Origin of the sequence: Acinetobacter albensis (assembly GCF_900095025.1) — a bacterium.
In the GTDB taxonomy this organism is placed as follows: domain Bacteria; phylum Pseudomonadota; class Gammaproteobacteria; order Pseudomonadales; family Moraxellaceae; genus Acinetobacter; species Acinetobacter albensis.
Map to the genome: position 1 here is coordinate 190,390 of NZ_FMBK01000005.1, position 21,932 is coordinate 212,321.

Here is a 21,932-nt window from a genome sequence, read left to right on the forward strand (position 1 = left end):
GGCAGGTTCATTGGGTCCTGGTTCTTCATCAATCTAACGAGAATAAAGCGTGGTATTAACTCGATCACCTAATTTAAAGCGTGATACGCCTTCACCTACAGCCACCACAGTACCCGCAGCATCTGATACGGGTATTAATGGTTTTGGAACTAAATGTGGTTCATAAAAACCTTCAACAATCGCTTTATCTCGATAGTTTAAAGATACAGCGCCAACTTTAATGAGGAGTTCGCCTGCTTTTGGCGTTGGTGTTTCCACTTCTTCTAATTTTAAGTTATTTAAACCAAAATCTTTGAGTAACCATGCCTTCATCATATTTTCCTCTAAAATAGATTTGATAACGCTTTAACTTCGTTATCATTTGAACTCATCATAATTCAAGAATTAGATTTTATTAATATGATAAAATTCTATTAATTGCGGAAAATAATTCCTTAATAGGTGAGTTATGGATAGTAAATTCTCAGGAATACTCGAATTTGTTACGGCTGTAGATCAGGGAAGCTTCACAAGAGCGGCAGAAATTCTTGGGATTACTGGATCTGCGGTAGGAAAAAGTATTCATAAATTAGAAAAAAGATTGGGTGTGCAGCTTTTTCATCGTACCACCCGACGCATTGTATTAACTTCCGAAGGTGAAGCATGGCTGATTAGTTGTCGTCGTATTTTGGAAGAGTTAGAACATATAGAAACATTACTTTCAACAGAGAATGCTTATCCTACTGGGCGTATAAGAATTGATCTTCCTACGACTTTTGGTCGTCGATATATTTTTCCCATATTATTAGATCTAGCACAGCAATACCCTCAACTAAATTTATCTGTAACCTTTCAAGATAGAGCTGTGGACATGATTAGTGAGGGAGTAGATCTAGTTGTAAGAATAGGCGACTTAAAAGATTCTACTGACTTAATCGCAAAATCATTAGGCCATCAGACACTCCTCGTTTGTGCATCGCCATCCTATTTAGAAAAAAATGGACACCCGACCCATAAAGAAGATTTAAAAAATCACCATTGTCTTATCGGTTGGAGAAGCCAGTATAAAGGGCATTGGTTTTTAAAGAATTCACTAGGTGAAACAGAAGCATACGAAATTAATTATACCCATGAAATACCAGATGGTGATGCTCTACTCAGTGCCTGCACTGCTGGCCTTGGTCTTGCCCAACTCCCAAGTTGGTTAGCTTTTGATGCATTAAGGGAGGGGAAAATCATCTCCATTCTTCCAGAAATATCAGGTGTAGAAATACCAATTCATGTGCTATGGCAAAAAAGATGGCATTTACAGCCTAAGATAAGAGTCGTGGTGGATGAAATAACAAAGTTTACGCATAACAAACCTGAGTTATTTTTTAAATAGTTAGGCTTGCCTAAAATTAAAACAATACAGCTTATACGAAATTATTTTATTTATCCCTTATAAATCATAATTTTACTTCAAACCGTTCTAGCATTCAGCGCACTAGAACGGCTTTTTTGTGATTATTCACTTTCCATGCCTATTTTTTTAATTATTGTTTGATCTGTCTTGAATTTACAGGAGACTTTCACTTGAGAAAATCTAGGCAGCCAATATGTAAAAGTCCTCTACCATTTAATTTGGTATCTTAAAATCCAATCCTTTTATACTCTGATAATTATAAAATAGCTTAATATAAGTTTATTTACTTTTAAAAATAAACTCTATCAAGCAAAAACCTACAGCCCATAATTAATTATCAAAAGCATTTAAGTGATAACGACTAAAGAGTTGATAAAGTATCCTGTAAAAAATGGATAAACCATTTTTGTGCTAAAACATCAGCTGTTTTTTTATGCCAATGTAAAGTGACATCAAATTCTGGTAAATCAAAAGGCACATCAAATACCCTAATTGCAGGATTAGACTGGTAATATTTTCCAATACGTGACGGAACCGTCACAATTAAATTATGCTTTTCAATCAGTTCATTTAAAATACTGAACTGTGGTACCCTTAATTTAATTTTACGTCTTAAATTTTGTTTACTCAAATAGTTTTCAATTAGGCTATGTCCTGTCGTAGCCGAAACTACGGCATGATTTTCTTCTAAAAAATGTTCTAATGTAAATTTTTTCTGAATTGAATTAATATTCTTACTGACTAAACAAACATACCTTTCTCGAAATAAGGTCAGTGTACTTAAACTCTTATCTTCTAGGTTTTTATTACAAATAGCAGCATCAATCTTTCCAGTTACCAGCCAATCAGATAACTTGTTCATTTCTACAGTTATGACTTCTAGAGAGATTTTTGGTGCAACTTGCTCCAAACGGGAAAGGATTAAAGGTAAAAAATACCTTCCACCAATGTCAGTTAATGCCACCCTAAAACAACGATCGCTATGATGGAAATCAAATTCTTTTACTTCATTGATGACATTTTCAATATCTAACAGCGGCTGATTTAAAGATTCATAAAGTTGTGTTGCATAAAAGGTGGGGATCATTCCTTCTTTTGTCCGGGTAAATAATTGATCTTTCATCAAATATCTTAAACGCGATAAGCTATGACTTACAGAAGGCTGCGTAATGTTCAAATGTTCAGCGGCTATACTTACGCTACGAGTATCAAAAATTGTGATAAAAACTTTAATCAGATTCAAATCGACCATAAACGCCCCACTCCTTAGCCATAAAACGAGCATAATTTTATTTTTTCAATTTCAAATATATACATGTAATAACTTAAAAATCTTTACCTATATATATTCCCATAAATATTGATATCCCAATAAAATTAATAATCTCGCCCTTTCTCATCTTTTTGATTATAGATAAAAACTATATTCAATCATATTTTTTATTAATTTGATCTATAAGTTTAATCCCCATAAGCTAATTCATGAAAATCAGTACATACGATTGATCAGGAAAATCTACTTAGACGAGGATGTCTGAGAGGAAAATTAATATATTAAAATTGATATTATCTTCATCTTGATGAATTTTATATCATTTTTAATTTTATGCAGAGGAAGGACGCGATGCAAAAAATTAATGCAGCAACCCTAATTGATAAGGCTCCCTTAAATAAAAATCACAAAATTTTAGTGTTTTGGTGTGCCGTTATTATGTTATTTGATGGTTATGATCTGGTGATTTATGGCTCAGTTTTACCTCATTTGATGAAGGAATGGCAACTTACACCGCAAACCGCGGGGCTATTAGGTGCTGCCTCCCTGATGGGTATGATGCTAGGTGCTGTAACACTTGGTATGGCAGCGGATAAATTTGGTCGTAAAAACATCATTATTGCTTGTACCATTCTTTCAAGTCTTGCAGTTGCTATGAATGGATTTGCTCACGATACAACAACTTTTTTTATCTGCCGTTTATTAACCGGTATAGGTTTAGGTGGAGCAGTACCTAATTTAGTGACCATTATTAAAGAAATGGCACCCGGCACTCATCGTAACCGTTTAATTAATTTCGTATTAGCATTTTACGGAGTTGGTGCAATTATTTCAGGTTTATCGGGTTTATTCCTCATACCTGCTTTTGGTTGGCAAGTCACATTTTGGATTGCTGGAATTTGTATTTTTCTTATTCCTATAATGTATAAAACCTTCCCAGAATCGATTAGTTACCTGATTCAAAAAAACCGACAAACAGAAGTAGTTAAAACTCTAGAAAAACTAAACCCAGCACATCAACATCACGCTAATATGCATTATGTAGTTGAAACCACAGCATCTAAACAAAAAATTCCAGTTGTTGGCTTATTTACCGAGAATAAAGCAATCGGTACCTTATTAATCTGGTCTGGTTTTGCCATGGTAATGTTGATGGTCTACGGTCTCAATACATGGTTACCAAAATTGATGAACGTTGGCGGATATTCTTTAGGTTCAAGTATCACCTTTCTAGTTACTCTAAATATTGGTGCGATTATCGGAACACTAATTTTTGGTGTACTCGCTGATAAATGGGGGGCTAAATCAACCCTCATCTTTGGTTATTTACTTTCTGCAGCATCAATCAGCTGCTTAGGTTTTCACCCACCTACTTTTGTACTCAGTGCATTATTGGTTATTGCGGGTGGAGCAACAGTAGGTTCAATGTCAGTCATTCATACTTTAGCTGCTGATTTTTATCCAACAAATATACGTTCAACTGGTGTCAGTTTTGCCGCAGCGATGGGACGTTTCGGAGCAATCTCTGGTCCTTTGTTTGGTGGCTATCTTTTGGCAATTAACCTTCCCTTTCAACAAAACTTTATTGTCTTTGCAATTCCAGGCCTTATTGGCGCACTTGCAATTGGACTATTCACTCAAAAAAAAATTCTAGCAACTCCACAAATGGCTAAAGGATAAACCCATGACTATTCAAGCAAAAGCAATTGAACAAATCTGGCAAGATCATATTTTTCAGGGGAGTTGGATAAAAAGTGAAAACCCATTATTTGATATTATTAACCCTGCTACAGGTACAATTATTTCTTCAGTACCTTTCGCATCGGTAAGTAATGTAAACACTTCGGTCGAGATTGCAACTCAAGCACAACAGTCATGGAAAAATACTACTTTTGAAACCCGTGCCAAAATCTTGCGGAAAGCAGCACAATTATTTGAACAAAACATTCAAACTTTTATTGAATGGAATGTACAAGAATGTGGCTCTACCCTGTTAAAAGCAGGTTGGGAAGCTAATGCCTGTATTGAACAGTTATATATGGCTTCTTCTATGCCAATGGCAGCTTCAGGTGAGATTTTTCCATCCTCTATTCCAAACCGTACCAATGTTTGGCAACGTGTGCCACTGGGTGTAGTGGGTGTTATTTCTCCATGGAATTTCCCACTCTTGCTTTCGATCCGCTCCATCGCGCCAGCTTTGGCAATAGGAAATAGTGTGATTTTGAAACCATCCGAGTTCAGTAATATTACGGGCGGTGCTTTAATAGCGTGGTTGTTTGAAATGGCTGAGTTGCCTGAAGGTACTTTTCAAGTGCTAAGCGGTGAAAGTCAAATTGGTGAAGCCTTAGTCAATCACCCGCAAGTCAATATGATTTCCTTCACGGGTTCAACAGGTGTAGGTAAGAAAATTGCCGAGGCCTGTGCCAAACAATTGAAAAAATGTGCATTAGAACTCGGGGGTAACAATGCCATCATCATTTGTGAAGATGCTGATATTGATACAGCTGTGAATAATGCTGTTTGGGGGACTTTTCTTCATCAGGGTCAAATTTGTATGCAGACTGGACGACACTTGGTTCATCGCAGTATTGCTGATTCTTATATTCAAAAATTAAAAGAAAAAGCATCAGCGCTTAATGTTGGTGATCCTTCGCTTCCAGAGACCCATTTAGGTCCTTTAATTAATACAGCCCAACACCAAAAAGTCAGTAGTATGGTAGAGACAGCGGTCAATAATGGCGCAATATTAGAATGCGGTGGTAAAGGAGAGAACTTATTTTTCCATCCTGCTGTAGTGACGAATATTAGTAAAGATGATCCCATTTTTACTGAAGAAATTTTTGGGCCAGTGGCACCTATATTAATTTTTGATGATATTGAAGAAGCAATTGAAATTGTTAATTCATCTAAATATGGTTTGGCAGTGGCAATTCATACTGCACGTACTGCATGGGCATTTGAATTGGCTAAAAAAATTAAGAGCGGTATGGTTCATATTAACGACCAAACTGTGAATAATGAATATCATGTTCCTTTCGGTGGTATGGGAGAGTCAGGTTATGGTGGGCGCTTCGGCGGTCCAGCTAACTTTGATGAATTTAGTCAACGCCAATGGGTTAGTATTTTAGATAAAGGAATCCAATATCCATTATAAATAATGGTATGTTAGAGCTAATAAAAGAAAACCCAGTTCAAGATGCTGGGTTTTCTAAACTAATTAATAGATAGCATTTATTGCCATAATATTAGAAATCAGACCAAAATAACTATTTGAATAATTTAATAATATTTTAAAGGCAAAACCACATCATCAATACGATTAATATCGGCTTAAATACATTATCTTAAAAGTCTATTTCTTATTTATTTGGTGAGAAAATATGCTTAAACTGTTAAGGCAAGCAAATAACAACTAAAAAATACTAACTAGAAAAATGTGATAAATGTCTAGAAAATTTATTGGATTACATCAGTGAGCTTGCACGAGACTATGTGTGAGGATGCCTCTCTGGATACATTAAGAGTAAATTGACTCGCAGAACATTGTCTAGACTAGTTATCAATAGATTTGGATTTAGTAAAAAGGCGTTTTATTAAATACCTACTCAAGCTATGACTTTAAACCATAGATCAAATGGAAATGCTCTACCTATCTTTTATGTGGTAAGACCATTTTAAACCAAAGTGTAATCTTTTAAAAAATTATAAGTCCGACATTGGTGGTTGAACAGTATGCCAATTCGTTGCTTTTTGGAAGTCTCCCCCTGCACGTACCAATAAGGTTTCTTGAAAATGTGGTGCAACGAATTGAAATCCAATTGGCGTACCCACTTTCGTAAATCCACCTGGTAAAGTAATAGTAGGATGACCTGTTAAATTAAACGATGTTGTATAGCGAACAATACCTTCAAACAAATCTTTATCTTCACTAAATTTTTCTGATAAGTCAGTAAGTGATGCTGAAAAAGCAGATACAGGCATAAGCAGTAAGTCAACCTGATCAAAGACAGCGGTGATCTTACGTTTAAAATCACGTCTGAATTGAATCAATTTTAGATATTCTGTTGCCAAAAGATTTTGTCCCATTTCAATAAATTTGGAAAAACTGGGACTATATTGATCTTTAAATTGCTTAAAACTTTGCTCATGTACTACGGCTGTTTCTACAGCGCATAACGGTGCCCAGTTGATTGCAGCAGGTGTTGTATCAGGCATATCAATTTCAATCAGTTCTGCACCTAACGATTTAAGCGTTTCAATGACCTGTCGAATAACCCGCTGAGTATCAGCATCGGCTTTACCCAATATAAAGTCATAGTCAATACCGATGCTTAAACCTTTGATCCCTTTTGTCATTTCCTCAAGATAATTAGGAACAACCTGTTCAAATGTAGTCACATCATTGGGGTCTTGACCTGCGATCAGCTGTAATAATATTGCAGCGTCAGCAACATTTCTCGCCATTGGGCCAACATGATCAAGTGAACCGGCAAATTCGAAGACTCCCGCGCGACTCACGCATCCCCATGTTGGTTTAATGCCTGTTAAATTATTGGCTGCACAAGGAAAGCGGATAGACCCTCCAGTATCTGTGCCAAGCGAACCAAAACATAACCCTGCTGCAAGTGCAACTGCTGATCCATTCGAAGATGAACCAACCCAAAGATGTTTACCCCATGGGTTTAGAGGAACAGGAATATTCGGATGTGGATCTGAAAAAGCAGCTTCGGTGAGCTTCAATTTACCGAGAATAATAGCTCCAGCATCGAGCAGTTTATTAACGACTGTTGCATTGCTCGTCGGTATAACTGGATCGAGTGTCATTCCATTTGTCGTAGGAACGTCTTTCATATCAAAAAGGTCTTTTAAGGCAAGGGGTACGCCATGTATTGGACTGCGAATATTTCCTTGGCTAATTTCCAGATCTGCCTGTTGTGCTGCATCTAAGGCTTGTTTTTTTAATACATTGACATAACTCAATAACTTTGTATCAAGCTGTTCAATACGCTGTATTAAACCTAGTGTCACCTCAACAGAAGAAATTTCTTGACGATGAATTTTCTCAGCAATATCTAATAAACTCATGTGAAAGATGTCTTGTTCCATATTTTACTTCCCTGAAATAATGAAAAACTGATCTAGACATAAACCATTTAAATACTTTGCTCATGTATTAAATAATGCTTACTTAATTGTCTCACTGATGGACAACCAATTTGTGCCAGAGTACGGTTTATATCTTCTTTAAGGAGTTGTATTACTTCATCCACTCCTACCTGACCTTTTGCGGCCAGACCATATAAAGTCGCTCGTCCTAAACACACCATGTCTGCCCCTAAGCACAAAGCTTTGACAATATCTGAACCACGTCTAAAACCACTATCAATCAAGATTGGAGAATGAATATTCGCGGCCACATCATGGAGTGTTTCCATAGGCGAAATACTACAATCTAGCTGCCGACCACCATGATTCGATAGAATTACACCATCCACACCACATTCAATCGCTTTTAATGCATCTTCAGAACAAACGATACCTTTGACCAACAAAGTATGTGGCCATATTTCTCGAATTTTCTTTAGACTTTCACTATTGAAACTGGCATCCATCTGCCGACTCATCAGTGCAGCTTGTACTTCTAGATTTTTTATCTCTGACGTTACAAAATTTGCCAATTGCGGTTTAGCATTACACATAAACCGCCAGGACCAAGCTGGATGTAACATGCCATCTAATATTAAGCGCGGTGAAAAATGTAATGGGAGTGCAAATACATTACGAATATCTCGCTCCCGATAACCGTTCACCCCCACATCTAGGGTAATGATTAGAGTGGTATATCCTGCTTTAAGAGCGCGTTGCACCATTTGTTCCGCTAAATTCTGATGCACGACATACAGTTGAAACCATTTTTCTCCATCACAAGTTTTAGCAACTTCTTCTATCGACATATTCGAAGCTGTAGATAACATAAATGGAATATTGGCTTTGGCCGCACTTTTTGCAAGTAAGGCATCTCCGCTAGGCCATAAGGAACTATTCAATCCTGTTGGTGCAATAGCAAATGGCGCATCCCATGTTTTATTAAATAACTGACACGATATATCACGCTGACTCACATCTACCAAACGTTGAGGGTTAAATCGCCATTGATTAAATATCATTCGGTTATGTTGTAAACCTTTTTCGTCTTCAGCTCCCCCATCTAGATAATCAAAAATAATCCGTGGCAGATTGGCTTTTGCCAATTGGCGATAATCCTCTACATTGATCAACGTTTGAGACAAGACACTTTTCCTTTTTTAAATAATGTTGACTTAAAAATTCTCTGAATTTCAGAACTTAGTGCCAATCTTTACATTTACTGGTTTTGCCAATTCCAGGATTGAAAGTATTGGTTGGATCTAATTGTTTTAAATGCGCTTGATAGTCTGAAGAAGCCTGATAAAGATGACCTACATTATGTTCTGCAGGATATTTCGCACCACGCTTTTCCAAATACGCGAGGACATCATCTTTAAACTGATGTGCATCGACGCCTTCTTTAAGCAAATAATCCTGATGAGATACAAAACAAAAGAAATGTCCACAGCAACTTTCCATCATCACCTGCTGTTTTAAGTGCTCAGGCAAGTCAATTAACCATTGCGCATCATTTCTTCGAAACGCGACATCAAAAGATACCAAGCGTGTATTGGGATCAATATCTTTACTTTCACAATAGTAAATAATGCATCCACCGACGGCAAAGCGAATGAGAAAAGCATTTTTTTCTTCTTTTGGACTACATTGAAAAAACTGCTCGGTCTGGCCTGAAAAAAAATCAGTTAATAGTTTTTTTAGTTCGTCATTTTGCGGCATATCAATTTTAATCATCAATAAATGTTGGTAGGTCTGATGAAAATTTTGTAGCCGTGGTTCAATCCATGAGGGGGTGAGACGATTAAACAACTGAATGAAACGGTCTGCTATATTATTTGGGATAATGGGTATACTTTTGAAAAAGCGATCAATTTTTGCCTTAAGTCCAAATAGCGCAGGAATTTTTTCCGCCCCCCAAATATCAATGGCTTTATACATATGTTTGGCATAGTGCTGGGTCAGCTCAAAAGCATTTTTATGAATATATTCTGCCTGACTTGGGAGTACCGATAGGTGCTCTAACAAATATTTACGCAACTGAATTAACTGGGCTTCATCATGACTCCCGATTAAATAGGTTGTTGCTTCAACTGCTGCTTCAAAAGTTGGCAACCGTACAGCGAAGATGGCTAATTTTCCTGAACATCCTGCACTTTCATATAAATATTCTGGATTCCCATTATATCTGGTCGGCGTTGGTGAAGTCGTATCTCGTAAAGTATCTGCATAATTTTCTGCCCAGATCTTACCATCCCACGTTTCACTCTGACCTGTACGATACTGCTGTTGCTCTAAATTTTGGAAAACTTCTTCAGGGGTTTTACCTAAATCAATCCCTAAATGATTGACCAATTGCAGTTCGCCCTGTGCATTAATTTGAGCAAATAAGGATTTTTCTGTATAAGCAGGACCACGACGAATTAACGAGCCCCCTGAATTGTTACAAATGCCACCAATTACGGATGCACCGATACATGATGAACCAATAACCGAATGCGGTTCACGCTGATAAGGCTTTAAAGCAATTTCCAATTCAGTCAGTGTTGTACCGGGAAATGCCAACACTTGATTAGCATGATCCAGTAATTGTAATCCTTTGAGTTTTCGAGTACTAACAACGACAACATTACGGTCATAATCATTGGAATCAGGTGTTGAACCCCCTGTCACTCCTGTATTGGCAGCCTGTAGAATCATGATGACATCATGTTTGACACACAATTCTAAAGTTTTCCATAACTCCAATAAGGTATTAGGAATAATCACTGCAACGGCTTCACCTTTCCCAACCCGAAACCCTTTGACATAAGGTGCTTTATCGGTCTCTTTGGTCAGCACTTGTACTGAACTCAAAGCTTGAGACAATTCATTGATGATCTGATGTTGCATAATTCAATTTCCTAACTCTATTTCCAATGATCTACTACGCTTACTTTAAGTTAGCCGTAATAACCTCAATCAACGTTGGCTTATCTGAATCGAGTGCCTGATTAAACGCTTCAATAAATGCTCCATCATTATTTACACTGTAGGCCTCTACACCATAGCCTTTCGCAATTTGAGTAAAATCAATATCTGGGACATCCATACCCGGCACATTTTCTGCATTGAGTACACCTGCAAACCAACGTAATGCACCATATGTGCCATTTTTTAAAATAATGAAGATGACAGGGATTTTATACTGTGCTGCCGTCCATAAGGCGGTAATACTATAATTAGCTGAACCATCACCAATCACAGCTATAACGCGACGCTCAGGTCGTGCCAACTGAATTCCAACTGCGGCAGGCATACCAAAGCCCAAACCACCTGCTGCGGCAAAATAGTAACTCCCTTGCCCTTTCAAACTTAAACGCTCCCACAAAATATTCGTGGTTGATGTAGATTCATTGGTATAAACAACATCTTCTGGTGCTAAAAGATTAAGCAAATCAAATAGACGCTCAGGTTTAATATATCCACCTGTACTGGATTCGGCCAATGCCAATTCTTCACGAGGCACAACAGTAGGTAATTTGGCTTCAACCACTTGACTCAAACGTGCCAAAGTATCATCTAAATCACAGACAAAACTGGTTCCCATTACAGCGCGAGCAGCTTCATGTAGATCGCAAGTAAAAGCCACTAATTCGGTATTTTCACCTAAGTATTGCCCTGGTTCATATTGGTGATAACGGAAAACAGGTGCACCGAAAACAAGTACTAAATCATATTCTTCAAAATTTTTTGAAATACCCGCAATACTTGCAGGAAGAATTCCTTGAAATGCGGCATGTGTGGTTGGAAATGGACATCGTGGAGAAGAAGGTGCAACCCAGACAGGTATATTTAAAGCTTCGGCAAATTTGATTGCATTTTCATTAGCAAATTGACGATCTACATCTGTACCCAGTACTAATGCAACATTTTTAGCTGCTTTGATTTTTTCTTGTATAAAATTTAAATCTTTAGCCGATAAGCATTGTGCACTTACTACCTGTTTATGCAGTAAATGTTCATTTTGTTCATCTACTTCAACATCCCAATCACTATAAGGAATGGAGACATAAACAGGACCTGCGGCTTCCGCTTTTGAAATATCAATAGCACGATGAATTGCATGCGGTACTTCATTGGCACTGGCAGGCTCATGACTCCATTTCACCAATGGCTTTGGCAATTGAGTTGCGTCAATATTAGTCAATAATGCTTCCACACCCATCATGGCACGCGTTTGCTGACCAGATGTAATCACTAAAGGTGTATGAGAATTCCATGCATTGCTTAGAGCTCCCATTGCATTCCCAGTTCCTGCTGCAGAATGCAGATTCACAAAAGCAGGCTGACCTGTAGCCTGTGCATAACCATCTGCAATGCCAACCACTGCACCTTCATGCAAGCCGAGAATATATTGAAAATCATTTGGAAAATTTTTTAAGAATGGCAATTCATTTGAGCCTGGATTACCAAAAATAGTTTGAATGTTGTTTTTTCTTAAAATTTCATAGGTATATTGATGAACCGTTTTCACAATAAGTCCTTTTCCATGTGATTACTTAAAATTAATCATAGGCTCTTGCAAAATATAGCTCAAATAAATATTACTAATGATTCTTTATAGATATTAACTATATATTGGAACTTGTATAAAGACTAAAAAGTTAAAACCTCCTTAAGTTATTAAAATTAAAGTAATACATAAATATAAGGGAGTGTTTCTTCTCCCTATCTTTATAGTTTATTTCAAAACTTAATTTCTATCTTTACTAGGTTGTATGATAAAAATCATACTGGCACTCAACACTGTAAAAATGGTCATAATTACAATCATCTGCTAATAAAAAAATATTGAATAGCTTGAGGCTGCATATAATGGTCTTGCTCCTAAAAATTGAACACCCCAAGGACTCATTCATATCGGACTACAAGATGCTCACTTGGTTGGTTGTAGATGAGCTAAACCCCAGCCATTAGTATCACTATTAGAAGACTATGCAGGTGGTGGAATGCCTATTCACGTAGTGTGGCCAAAGTCACATTATTTACAACCTAATGTACGTGCAGTTATCGAGATGCTTAAGGTCTTAGCTAATCAGGCAGGCTCAGGATTCAATCCGTAAAGCTCTTGTAGATCAATTAGAATGATCTTAAAATTTCTAGGTTCATGAACAAAGCTTTTATTTTTTTAAAATTCTACTTTCTAAGTAGCTAAATTTAAAATATAAATTCTAATACTTTATTATGAACTAGATTCTAGGTAAACATAAGTTAAATAGAATATCAAAGACTGTAGCCTACACAACCTTAGTTGTTGCCACAGCTCGACATCGTAAATCTTTAAAATTGTATTCACGATGCCGAGTATTCTAAATAACATAATATACGTTATGCCGAAATCTGACGCGCTATGTGATGATCTAACCGAATAAACAATATTTTTAACTTTGTGATTTCTTCATCATGATCTAAATCTGATTCTTGCATTTGCACAAGCACGTTCTCTAGTAGATCACGCATATAGATAAAATCATCTGTTGTTGGTCCTACTCTTGACGGTTTCGATTACAAATTATCTTACCGTCAAGTGTATCCCTAGTAACATAGGAAGATAAGCTGTAATTTTCTATGTTCATTACGTTTAAATTCCCGCCCTCTCATTTTCCAACTAGCTCAGGTTATAATAATAGCCTCCCAAAATATGGTTGATCTATTATGAACACCTCCAATGACCCTTTACATGGCAAAAAACTTGCTGACATTTTGGATGAATTATTGGATTACTACGGCGGCTTTGAAGGCTTAAATCGTAAAATTGAAATTAGATGTTTTTGCATAGATCCAAGTGTTAAATCATCATTGCGATTTTTACGTACCACACCATGGGCACGTGAAAAAGTAGAAAGCTTATATTTGTATGTCTTACGCCAAAAAGCCAAGCAGAAATCGTAGCTATCAAAACTCTAGCCTCAGCGTAATATTTTATACCAAATAGTAACTACACTTATTGAATAGCCACCGATTTTGTAGACACCTTTTAATTAGTGGTGGCTGTCACCACTCTCCTAGATAAATTTAGTCTATTCTTAAGACATTTTTAGTAGGAAAATATGTATTCATAGCTAGGTTCATGAACCAAATATTTTATAATTTATCACTTTAGTGTTCTAAGTAATTAAATTTAATTGTGAACTAGATTCTAGATGAACATAAGTCAAATAGAATATCAAAGACTACGGATTTTGTGATATCACTCACTTTGTTCATTCTCGTTAAATTATACTTATTATATTAGCTATATGGATAACTTTTAATATTTGATATGCTACATTATCTATATAGCTAACATTTTATGGGTAAATTTCTATGGCAAGTAGAGTCGAAATTGGAGGGAAAGTTCGTATAGCGCGAAAATCCTTGGGTTATACACAGCAAAAATTATCCGAATTAATTCGAATCAATAAAACTACGATCTCAGAGATCGAAAATGGACGATTCACTGGTTCTTTTGACATATTTGAGCGTGTGCTTGATGCGGTCGGTTTACAGTTTGATGTATCTCCAAAGCAACACTCACTGCCCCATTGGGATGAGATTGAAAATATTTTTGCTGAGGAGGACGAATGAATATACAGACCAATCTTCCTGCCAAAATCACTAATATCATGGTGTGTGCTAATCAATATGAATTAGGCGTATTGACGTATGGTTCAGTTCACCATTATCAGCCAACACAAGAAACACAGCATGTATCACTCACCATGACCCGAAAAGGCATGGATGGTTATTCTTCTGGTGCATTACATCCAATATTTTCTCAAAATCTTCCAGAAGGTTTTAATCGCCGATTTATTGCAGAAAAACTCGCAAGATATGCAAAAGTCAATGATATGTATTTATTGGCGCTACAAGGCGATCAAGGAATCGGGATGCTTTCTTATAAGAGTGAGTTAAATTTACCAGAGGTTGAATCTTTGAGCTTGAATGAAATTTTGTCCTACCAGAGCAATGAACCTCTTTTCCCACAGCTATTAGAAAAATACTATCTCAGAAATTCATTAGCTGGGATGCAACCCAAAGTAAGCATCCCTAATGCAAATACTGTTCAAACAGATAGAACAGTTCAACAAAGAGATTTGATTGTAAAATCTTTTGACTCTGAATTTCCTTTACTTACAGTCAACGAATTTGTCTGTATGCAGGCTGCATGGCATTGTGGACTTGAGCCACCAAAAACTTATTTGTCTGAAAATTTAGAAACATATGTTGTAGAACGGTTTGATAGATCCAGTAATGGTACAAAATTAGGCTATGAAGACTTTACGACACTCATGAAAAAGTCAAATGATCCTGATGCAAAATATATAGGTAGCTATGAAGCGCTGTTGAAAGCAACCTATCTATATACTCATAGCGTAACTGAAGTCGAGAAAATGTATAAATACATCGTATTCAACTGTTTAATTGGTAATGGTGATGCACATCTTAAAAACTTTGCTCTTCAATATTCCCCGGATATGAATAACATTTTTGTTTCACCACCATTTGATATTACACATACTCTTATCTATGCTTCAATTGATAATAAAATGGCACTCAAACTGTCTGGTAGCAAGGCATTTCCAGATCTTTCACATCTCATCAAATTGGCCGAAAGTAACCAATTTAGAATCAGAAATCCCAAAGAAATTATAGAATCTTTTAGCGAAAATATATTAAATTATCTTAGAACCTCAAATGAAGCTCAGCTATTCGATGGATTGCGGACATCTATAGAAGGTTCAATCTCAAATATTATGACGTCAAGCTCTGGTACCAAAAATTTTCGACATGATCAGAAGAAAAAATTTGAATAGTTAATTGAATATGTGACTCATATATAGGCTAACCTTGCCAAAGAAAGCCAGTGAGTTACGCCCTAATAAAAAGTATAAATCTTCGTTTGCGATGAGTTTCATGGCTTGTCAATTGAGTGTTTCTGTTTCAGGTTTCTATGATGAGTTGCATAACGGATTGAGCCGTCGAACTATACGATTTAATCAAAAAATCAATCTTTGTTAAATGAGTGCATCTAGAAATTCAAGAAAGGTTATGGGGAAATTTACTTGGCGCTATTTTACTGATTTTCTCCGCAGTCATTTTGTCTTTACAGACACAAAAAAACCCGACAAGTGTCGGGCTTTTCATTGTTCAATTTAGGAAGCAAGCAAATTGCGTAAGACATAGTGCAAGATACCACCGGCCTTAAAGTATTCCACCTCATTCAAGGTATCAATACGACATAACACTTGAAAATGGCTACACGTACCATCGGTATGTTGTACATCTACTTCCAGCATTTGATGCGGATGAATATCATCCGACAAGCCTAAAATTGACAGTGTTTCATGTCCGGTTAGGTTCAATATCTGGCGGTTCTGACCCTCCACAAATTGTAAAGGTAAAACCCCCATGCCGACCAGATTGGAACGGTGAATCCGCTCAAAACTTTCAGCAATCACCGCTTTCACTCCCAAGAGGTTGGTGCCTTTGGCAGCCCAGTCACGTGAAGAACCGGTGCCATATTCTTTCCCGGCAATAATCACTAACGGGGTTTGTTCTGCCTGATAACGCATTGCCGCATCATAAATTGAGAGTTTTTCTGCACTTGGAATATGCAGGGTATTGCCACCTTCTTCCCCATCCAGCATTTCATTTTTAATACGGATATTGGCAAAGGTACCTCGCATCATCACCTCATGGTTGCCACGGCGGGATCCATAAGAGTTAAAGTCTTTTGCATCAACCCCTTGTTGCTGTAAATATCGTCCGGCAGGACTATCTTTTTTGATATTACCTGCAGGAGAAATATGGTCCGTTGTGACTGAATCGCCCAATACGGCCAAAATCCGTGCCTGTTTAATCTGCTGAATTGGTCGCACCGGCTGATCAATTTCTGCAAAAAAGGGGGGATGTCGGATATAGGTTGATTGTTCATCCCAAGCATAGGTTTGACTTTGTGGAATCTGGATCGCTTTCCACTTGGCATCACCTTCAAACACTTCCGCATATTCTTTATGGAACATCTCGGTATTCACGTTCTGGAGTGCAGCATCGATTTCCATCTGTGTCGGCCAGATATCTCTTAAATAAACCGCTTGGCCATCAAAGCCCTCACCTATAGGCTCAGTAGTGAGATCGGTTCGAATATTCCCGACCAAACCATAGGCAACAACCAAGGGTGGAGATGCTAGCCAGTTGGTTTTCACCAATGGATGCACCCGTCCTTCAAAGTTACGATTTCCGGAGAGCACTGAGGCTACATTCAAATCGAAACATTGCACAGCTTCTTCAACCACTTCAGGCAAAGGGCCCGAATTGCCAATACAGGTGGTACAACCATAACCAACCAAGTTATAACCCAGCTGATTCAAATAAGGCATCAACCCTGCTGCATTGAGATAATCAGTGACTACTTTGGAACCTGGAGCCAGTGAACTTTTCACCCAAGGTTTCCGCTGCAAACCTTTTTCGAGTGCTTTTTTGGCTAATAGTCCTGCGGCCAACATGACACTGGGATTTGAGGTGTTGGTACAGGAGGTAATGGCTGAAATCACCACATCACCATGCTGCAACGGATATTTTTTATCATCAATGACACAAAAAGCATTTTCATGTGGCAGATTGGCTTGTTTCGCTTCCACAGCCATGCCCCCTCCGCCTTCATTTTCCAGACGCTCTTTTTCCTCTTTGACCGGTTTCAACGTCAGTTCCATGAAGGCATGAAAGGCTTTTGGCACTTGCGACAATGGCACACGATCCTGCGGACGTTTCGGACCTGCCAGACTGGCTTCTACCGTCGACATATCTAAAGCCAGAGTGTCTGTAAAGACTGGTTCATCCCCCGGATTGCGCCACAATCCTTGCAACTTGCTATAAGCCTCTACCAAGGCAATTCTTTCGGGCTGACGCCCAGTTAAACGTAAATAGGAAAGAGTGACCTCATCAATCGGGAAAAAGCCACAGGTAGCACCATACTCGGGTGCCATATTGGCAATAGTAGCACGGTCAGCCAGTGGTAAATCGGCGAGGCCATCGCCATAAAATTCGACAAATTTCCCAACTACGCCTTTTTTGCGTAGTGTCTGGGTAATGGTCAGCACCAGATCAGTTGCTGTAATACCTTCTTTGAGTTTACCGCTGAGCTTAAAGCCGATCACTTCAGGAATCAGCATGGAGATCGGCTGGCCCAGCATGGCCGCTTCCGCTTCGATGCCACCTACCCCCCAACCTAACACGCCTAAGCCATTGATCATGGTGGTATGTGAGTCAGTACCGACTAAAGTATCAGGAAAGGCAAAGTGCTGCCCATCAACCTCATTGCTCCAGACAACTTGTGCCAGATGTTCCAGATTGACCTGATGGCAAATCCCGGTCCCTGGCGGTACCACGCGAAATTGATTGAACGCCGCCTGTCCCCAACGCAGAAACTGGTAGCGTTCGCCATTGCGTTGCATCTCAATTGCGACATTCTGCTCAAAAGCTTGCGGGTTGGCAAAGTAATCGACCATTACCGAGTGATCAATGACTAAATCCACTGGTGACAAAGGATTAATTTTTTCCGGATCACCGCCGGCTTTTGCCACTGCTGCACGCATGGCAGCAAGATCAACCACTGCGGGAACACCGGTAAAATCCTGCATCAGCACCCGTGCTGGACGATACTGGATTTCCTGTTCTGAGGTTTGGTTGTTTAACCATTCTGCCAGCGCCTGAATATGCTCGCTTCTCACAGTCAGCTGATCTTCAAAACGCAGTAAATTTTCCAGCAACACTTTTAAAGATTTTGGCAGCCTGGACAGGTCGCCAAACTGCACTTGCAATTTGGATAGGTTGAAAATCAGATAGTGTTCTGAACCGACGGTTAATGTTTCTAAGGTATTAAAACTATTGATATCACTATACTTAGCCATCTAGTTTACCTCCGGCATGAGATGTTATTTTTATGATCACAGTCAACTACTTCTTTACTTACTGTATGCTAACTGCGCGGTGGGTTTGTTATTATTTATTATCGGATTGCACTATGCAGTTAAATATAGGGCTGCCAGAGAGTTGACGACAATTAAATCAAATTAATGGCTTTACCAATTAAGCCATTTTGTTGTGAAAATGCATCAAGAGCTTTTACAAACTGTCCCTCACCATGCAGGCCTGCATCTAAAAAGCTGAAATAAAAAACGGGCCATCCAAGCTGTTTTGCTAGAAGCGTAATATCTTTTAGTAAAAATTCCGTTTTTCTTATTTGGCATAGTTCAAAAAAGTAAGAGAGCTAGCTAACCCAATTTCAAAAAAAAGACGCTGTTAAATTGATTACTGAATGTGATGATTCAAATTTAAGATAAAAAAAGATTCTTATTTTTTAAGTTTTAATTCTAAACAATCTTACAAACACCGAAAAATATTTTGTAATGTTTGAATAAACCAAGTTCGCGCTTCCAAATCATCGTGGTGATTATACCAATTGGCACTGACGTTAAATGGTTTTACTGCAAAGGGTAATTCAAAAACATTCACATCACTATTACGCTCATAAACTTTCGCTGCACGTGAAGGAAGGCTCACTAATAATTCAGAATTGGTCACTACATCCTGCAAAACACTAAAATGGGGCAACTCAAGCATAATATTTCTTTCCAATCCTAATTCTTTAAGTCCTTGATCAATTTCCATATGACCTGTAGATGATTTAATTGCAGCATGCTTTTCTTGTAGATATTGCTCCAGAGTTAAATGATCTTGTACACGTGGATGCTGCTTATGCACAATACACATATAACGCTCTTCAAATAGATTACGTGATTCTATTTTTGGCATAATGGTATAGCTACTATTGAATACTGCTACATCTAAAAAATCATCAACAAGCCATTCTTCGACTTTATTTGAATGAATTTCTTCTATTTCAATTTTTATAAACGGTGCTTCTTTAGAAAGATATTGAATAAGTGCTGGCAATAAAGCTATTTCACCTAGATCTGACAAGCCTAACCGAAATACTCTGCTTGAGGTCTTTGGATTAAATTGTTGCGAAGCAGTAATCGCCCGTTCAATTTCAGCAATGGATTGATTAAAACTAGGATATAAACTTTGTGCCAATTTGGTCGGCTTGACACCAAACTTATCCCGCTCAAACAAAGGATCATTTAAAAATTTACGTAAACGATTGAGATTATAAGTCACAGAGGGTTGACTTAAATTGAGTTTTAAAGCGGCATGACTAATGTTTTTAGTTTCATAAATAATAATAAAAACTTTAATAAGACTAAGATCAATCAATGTTTAATCGTCCAATATCAATCAGGGAGGTTTCCCTCCCTCAGTGAATTATTAAGCTTGTACAATTTTAGCTTTTACACTTGTCTGCTTTAAGCGGTAGTAAATCATGGAAACACTTATTACTGCAATTATACAAGGGATCGAAAGCGCTATGAAATTATAATTGATTGGTAAACTTAAGCTCAGTAACCATCCACATAAAATTGGTCCTAAAATCGCACCTAAACGTCCAACGCCTAAAGCCATACCTAAACCTGTTGCACGAATATTGGATGAATAAAATTGTGACATATAAGCCAATAATAAGATTTGACCACCAATTGAAGCAGCACCCGCAATGGCAATACAAATATATAGAACAAAAGTAGGTAGACTGTAACTGAGTAAAAACAAGGCTATAGCACCACTCAAGAACAGGGTACATAAGACTTTGGCTAAATTAAAACGATCTGCCAAATATCCACCCCCAATTGCACCCAACATCCCCCCAATATTCAAAGCAAGCAGAAAAACCAGACTCGTCGATAAATCATATCCTGCTTCAACCATCAGCTTAGGCAACCAATTTCCTAAGGCATACACCAGAACCAGTGCCATAAACACACTGCCCCAGAATAAAAGTGTGATTGGTCCACGACCCTCTGCGAATAAATCTTTCACAGGCGTTTTTGAAGTAGTTTGATTTTCATGGTGCAAACTAATTTGAGTCTGAGCGTTATAAGTAAGACTACTATCAATTTGTTTAAGTACTTGGAATGCTTTTTCAGTTTTCTTTCTACGCACTAAATAGTCAATTGATTCAGGTAATAACAACCAAATCATAGGTATTAACAAAAGTGGTACACCTCCTAGAAGAAACATGATTTTCCAGCCAAACTGTGGTACTAACCACATACCTAGCAAGGCTGAACACATTCCTCCGACGGCATAACCACTGAACATTAACGAAACTAAGGTAGCACGTAATTTTTTAGGAGCATATTCAGTCATTAGGGCAATGACATTCGGCATTACTCCGCCTAAGCCCAGACCTGCGAGAAAACGAAAAATACCAAAACTTTGTGGATTAGAGGCATAACCACATAAAAAGGTAAAACTACTGAACAAACATATACATAAAATAATTAATTTTTTTCGACTAAATCCATAAGTTTCTAATTTATCACTAAGGCTACCAAATATAATGGCACCAAACATCATGCCAAATAAGGCAATACTGCCGAGGAATCCTGCTGTAATGGTATCAATTTGCCATTCCACCATGAGTTTTGGCAGTGCCACACCATAAATAACCAAATCATACCCATCAAAGATAATGATGAGTGCACTCAGTAAAATTACACGCCAATGAATGGCTTTTAACTGAGCATGATCAATGACTTCATTTGCATTAATATTTTGCATTACAGACCTCCCTGGTCATATATATTGCAATCATTTATTTTAAGAATCTAAGCTAGATTACCCGCTGTAATTGTAATATTTCGCTTTGGCATCAAGCTGAAGCTTGATGTAAGTCTCATGGATATTGATCTATCTCCATGAGGATAGGCTTACTTTTATGCGGTAATCAGCAAAGGAAGGATTTCATCCCTATCTTTAAACTTAAAGAAACAGGTTGCTAAAGATAATCTATGAAGGATGGCTTAGATCAACCTATCCTTTTTAGAAAAAATTATGCAGCTATGCGACGACGTTCAACTTCAGAGGTAGGTGCAGCGTCCACATCTTTGTTCAGTTCAACATTGAACTGAATATGTTTGAATGGTTTGTCTAAACCACGACGTGCGATCTCAGCTTCATCCGTAACATCTTCAGCTGTAGCCACTAAAC

General features: G+C 37.8%; 15 protein-coding genes and 2 pseudogenes. 6 read left to right on the forward strand and 11 right to left on the reverse strand.

Annotation, left to right across the window (positions count from 1 at the left end):
* Positions 1 to 33: 33 nt before the first annotated feature.
* Positions 34 to 312: an alcohol dehydrogenase catalytic domain-containing protein gene (locus GA0116959_RS14400; RefSeq protein ID WP_244878566.1), complete on the reverse strand. Its 279-nt coding sequence runs from the start codon at positions 310 to 312 to the stop codon at positions 34 to 36.
* Positions 313 to 448: 136 nt separating this feature from the next.
* On the opposite strand from GA0116959_RS14400, the gene GA0116959_RS05670 reads away from it, so the two are divergent.
* Positions 449 to 1,363: a LysR family transcriptional regulator gene (locus GA0116959_RS05670; protein ID WP_092719241.1), complete on the forward strand. Its 915-nt coding sequence runs from the start codon at positions 449 to 451 to the stop codon at positions 1,361 to 1,363.
* A 382-nt stretch (positions 1,364 to 1,745) separates the two neighbouring features.
* On the opposite strand, the gene GA0116959_RS05675 is transcribed toward GA0116959_RS05670, so the two are convergent.
* Entirely contained in the window at positions 1,746 to 2,636 is an 891-nt protein-coding gene (locus tag GA0116959_RS05675) for a LysR family transcriptional regulator (protein WP_092719244.1), read from the reverse strand.
* 372 nt (positions 2,637 to 3,008) lie between these two features.
* Between GA0116959_RS05675 and GA0116959_RS05680 the strand changes: the two genes are divergently transcribed.
* Both GA0116959_RS05680 and GA0116959_RS05685 read left to right on the forward strand, forming a co-directional pair.
* On the forward strand, positions 3,009 to 4,337 hold the full coding sequence (locus GA0116959_RS05680) for an MFS transporter (RefSeq protein WP_092719247.1): 1,329 nt from the start codon (positions 3,009 to 3,011) through the stop codon (positions 4,335 to 4,337).
* A gap of 4 nt (positions 4,338 to 4,341) precedes the next feature.
* The gene (locus tag GA0116959_RS05685; RefSeq protein ID WP_092719249.1) at positions 4,342 to 5,811 is read left to right on the forward strand and encodes an aldehyde dehydrogenase family protein; all 1,470 of its coding nucleotides are present in this window, start codon (positions 4,342 to 4,344) and stop codon (positions 5,809 to 5,811) included.
* A 548-nt stretch (positions 5,812 to 6,359) separates the two neighbouring features.
* Here the strand turns inward: GA0116959_RS05685 and GA0116959_RS05690 are convergent.
* Genes GA0116959_RS05690 through mdlC form a run of 4 tightly spaced genes read right to left on the reverse strand, consistent with a single transcriptional unit; the run spans position 6,360 to position 12,315 of the window.
* Entirely contained in the window at positions 6,360 to 7,763 is a 1,404-nt protein-coding gene (locus GA0116959_RS05690; RefSeq protein ID WP_092719252.1) for an amidase, read from the reverse strand.
* 47 nt (positions 7,764 to 7,810) lie between these two features.
* Positions 7,811 to 8,947 carry an alpha-hydroxy-acid oxidizing protein gene (locus GA0116959_RS05695; RefSeq protein ID WP_092719255.1) on the reverse strand — a complete coding sequence of 379 codons (1,137 nt, stop codon included), beginning with the start codon at positions 8,945 to 8,947 and terminating at the stop codon, positions 7,811 to 7,813.
* A gap of 55 nt (positions 8,948 to 9,002) precedes the next feature.
* The gene (dld, locus tag GA0116959_RS05700; RefSeq protein WP_092719258.1) at positions 9,003 to 10,691 is read right to left on the reverse strand and encodes a D-lactate dehydrogenase; all 1,689 of its coding nucleotides are present in this window, start codon (positions 10,689 to 10,691) and stop codon (positions 9,003 to 9,005) included.
* A 40-nt stretch (positions 10,692 to 10,731) separates the two neighbouring features.
* The gene (gene mdlC / locus GA0116959_RS05705) at positions 10,732 to 12,315 is read right to left on the reverse strand and encodes a benzoylformate decarboxylase (RefSeq protein ID WP_092719261.1); all 1,584 of its coding nucleotides are present in this window, start codon (positions 12,313 to 12,315) and stop codon (positions 10,732 to 10,734) included.
* Positions 12,316 to 13,496: 1,181 nt separating this feature from the next.
* Here mdlC and GA0116959_RS05710 point away from each other — a divergent pair.
* From GA0116959_RS05710 to GA0116959_RS05720, 3 genes are all read left to right on the forward strand, one after another.
* Positions 13,497 to 13,733, forward strand: coding sequence for a VF530 family protein (locus GA0116959_RS05710; RefSeq protein ID WP_067724253.1), 237 nt, complete (start codon positions 13,497 to 13,499; stop codon positions 13,731 to 13,733).
* A 414-nt stretch (positions 13,734 to 14,147) separates the two neighbouring features.
* Positions 14,148 to 14,408 carry a helix-turn-helix domain-containing protein gene (locus GA0116959_RS05715; RefSeq protein ID WP_053577953.1) on the forward strand — a complete coding sequence of 87 codons (261 nt, stop codon included), beginning with the start codon at positions 14,148 to 14,150 and terminating at the stop codon, positions 14,406 to 14,408.
* Positions 14,405 to 15,637: a type II toxin-antitoxin system HipA family toxin gene (locus GA0116959_RS05720; RefSeq protein WP_092719264.1), complete on the forward strand. Its 1,233-nt coding sequence runs from the start codon at positions 14,405 to 14,407 to the stop codon at positions 15,635 to 15,637. The genes GA0116959_RS05715 and GA0116959_RS05720 overlap by 4 nt, the downstream gene beginning before the upstream one ends.
* Positions 15,638 to 15,976: 339 nt before the next feature.
* Here GA0116959_RS05720 and acnA read toward each other — a convergent pair whose 3' ends face one another.
* From acnA to GA0116959_RS14185, 5 genes and pseudogenes are all read right to left on the reverse strand, one after another.
* Entirely contained in the window at positions 15,977 to 18,733 is a 2,757-nt protein-coding gene (gene acnA, locus GA0116959_RS05725) for an aconitate hydratase AcnA (protein ID WP_092719268.1), read from the reverse strand.
* 155 nt (positions 18,734 to 18,888) lie between these two features.
* Positions 18,889 to 19,106: pseudogene (locus GA0116959_RS14500) on the reverse strand (ATP-binding protein); the annotation flags it as partial.
* 99 nt (positions 19,107 to 19,205) lie between these two features.
* On the reverse strand, positions 19,206 to 20,096 hold the full coding sequence (locus GA0116959_RS05735; protein ID WP_244878570.1) for a LysR family transcriptional regulator: 891 nt from the start codon (positions 20,094 to 20,096) through the stop codon (positions 19,206 to 19,208).
* A 54-nt stretch (positions 20,097 to 20,150) separates the two neighbouring features.
* Positions 20,151 to 21,503, reverse strand: coding sequence for an MFS transporter (locus tag GA0116959_RS05740; RefSeq protein WP_053577950.1), 1,353 nt, complete (start codon positions 21,501 to 21,503; stop codon positions 20,151 to 20,153).
* A gap of 271 nt (positions 21,504 to 21,774) precedes the next feature.
* Positions 21,775 to 21,932 (reverse strand): annotated as a pseudogene (locus GA0116959_RS14185) (catechol 1,2-dioxygenase); the annotation flags it as partial.

Excerpts from the sequence above, each read along its gene's own strand:
- GA0116959_RS14400 (WP_244878566.1), bottom strand. The coding sequence starts at position 312 with ATGAAGGCATGGTTACTCAAAGATTTTGGTTTAAATAACTTAAAATTA.
- GA0116959_RS05670 (WP_092719241.1), top strand. The coding sequence starts at position 449 with ATGGATAGTAAATTCTCAGGAATACTCGAATTTGTTACGGCTGTAGAT.
- GA0116959_RS05675 (WP_092719244.1), bottom strand. The coding sequence starts at position 2,636 with ATGGTCGATTTGAATCTGATTAAAGTTTTTATCACAATTTTTGATACT.
- GA0116959_RS05680 (WP_092719247.1), top strand. The coding sequence starts at position 3,009 with ATGCAAAAAATTAATGCAGCAACCCTAATTGATAAGGCTCCCTTAAAT.
- GA0116959_RS05685 (WP_092719249.1), top strand. The coding sequence starts at position 4,342 with ATGACTATTCAAGCAAAAGCAATTGAACAAATCTGGCAAGATCATATT.
- GA0116959_RS05690 (WP_092719252.1), bottom strand. The coding sequence starts at position 7,763 with ATGGAACAAGACATCTTTCACATGAGTTTATTAGATATTGCTGAGAAA.
- dld (WP_092719258.1), bottom strand. The coding sequence starts at position 10,691 with ATGCAACATCAGATCATCAATGAATTGTCTCAAGCTTTGAGTTCAGTA.
- GA0116959_RS05710 (WP_067724253.1), top strand. The coding sequence starts at position 13,497 with ATGAACACCTCCAATGACCCTTTACATGGCAAAAAACTTGCTGACATT.
- GA0116959_RS05715 (WP_053577953.1), top strand. The coding sequence starts at position 14,148 with ATGGCAAGTAGAGTCGAAATTGGAGGGAAAGTTCGTATAGCGCGAAAA.
- GA0116959_RS05720 (WP_092719264.1), top strand. The coding sequence starts at position 14,405 with ATGAATATACAGACCAATCTTCCTGCCAAAATCACTAATATCATGGTG.
- acnA (WP_092719268.1), bottom strand. The coding sequence starts at position 18,733 with ATGGCTAAGTATAGTGATATCAATAGTTTTAATACCTTAGAAACATTA.
- GA0116959_RS05740 (WP_053577950.1), bottom strand. The coding sequence starts at position 21,503 with ATGCAAAATATTAATGCAAATGAAGTCATTGATCATGCTCAGTTAAAA.